Annotated in this window: 1 protein-coding gene and 1 pseudogene; both read right to left on the bottom strand. The window is 47.6% G+C overall.

Going from position 1 to position 1,130, the window contains the following annotated elements:
• Positions 1 to 106 precede the first annotated feature (106 nt).
• Positions 107 to 853, bottom strand: coding sequence for a phycoerythrobilin:ferredoxin oxidoreductase (locus tag F6K38_RS42710; protein ID WP_287257304.1), 747 nt, complete (start codon positions 851 to 853; stop codon positions 107 to 109).
• Positions 850 to 1,130, bottom strand: a pseudogene (locus F6K38_RS42705) (15,16-dihydrobiliverdin:ferredoxin oxidoreductase); the annotation flags it as partial. The pseudogene F6K38_RS42705 and the gene F6K38_RS42710, both read right to left, overlap by 4 nt.

The following is a 1,130-nucleotide window of genomic DNA, read 5'->3' as shown; positions in this document are numbered from 1 at the left end:
CTGACTTATGACTCGAAGATCCTGACTCCTGACTCCTGAAAAAACTAAGCAATTTCTTACATCGAACTGAGGTGAAGTTATAACATCCTAATAATTCCAGTAGTGCTTAACTTGCCTGTGCGAGCTTCCGCTCTAGGTCAAACAAGAAACCATGGATGTACTCCTCAGTCCATTCGCTCCCATAAAATCTCTGAAACATCCCACGAGCTGGGTCTTTCTCAGCACGATAACCCAGATAACGCAGTTGAGCTTCCTTGATGGCTTCCAGATGCTGGGAATCAGTAATTAATTCTGCCTGATCGACAAAATCCAAGTAAGCTGTCAGATAGTCCTTGAACGCAGCAAACACCCGATTTTCCACTACTTCAGTTTCCTTAGGGCGTGTCCACAGGAAAGCTGGGGAAAAGAAGGGTGTTGCTTCCTCAGGGAATTCTCCTCCCCAAGGCAAATGCTGTTGATGGGCCTTGAAAATCGGTAGGATAGGTTCCGTGTAACGAGCTTGATAGGCTGGATCATCCCGGAACAGGGGCTGCATATCCAAGGCAATCAGATGTCCACCAGGTAAGGTGACTAAGTCAGCCCCGAAGAAGGGGAGGTCATAGTTGAGGTGGGGGAAGATCACAAAATTGAGTACCTGTAATGCTGCTCCCCCCTGGACATGAGCAGCTCGAATTTGTCTGATTTTGGGTGCAGCAAAGCCATAACTGGTGGTCAGGACATCTTGCTGCTTTTTCCCTTTCCCCACTGTGGCGAATTTGCTTTCAAACCCAGGGGGAATGGGATAAGGCTGTAGATCAAGGCGCTCTTTTAGATATGCGATCGCGTAGTCTAGAAACGGCTGATAGAGAGTCATGTTTGGCTTGGACTAACGGCTAAAGGCATGGCATTTTCAAATAAGAACTCATATAAGAACTGCTCTGCCCACTCGGGACCAAAGTAGCTGCTGAACAGACCATGGGCAGGGTCTCTGTCGGCACTATACTGGTCGTAGTCTTTCTGTGCCTTAACAATCCGCTGAATATCTTCTGGCTCAGTTAGAGGCTCAGCTTGCTCCACCATTTGCCAATATAAGGCCAAGTAGTCTTTGTAAGCCTCAAAGACTTCCGTTTGCACTGTCTCTAGGGAATCGA

Source organism: Moorena sp. SIO3B2 (assembly GCF_010692525.1).
In the GTDB taxonomy this organism is placed as follows: Bacteria; Cyanobacteriota; Cyanobacteriia; order Cyanobacteriales; family Coleofasciculaceae; genus Moorena; species Moorena producens.
The sequence above is the reverse complement of the archived record's forward strand: the minus strand, read 5'-3'. Positions and strand labels throughout refer to the sequence as shown.

Coding starts and splice junctions, on each gene's coding strand:
- F6K38_RS42710 (WP_287257304.1), bottom strand. CDS start 853: ATGACTCTCTATCAGCCGTTTCTAGACTACGCGATCGCATATCTAAAA.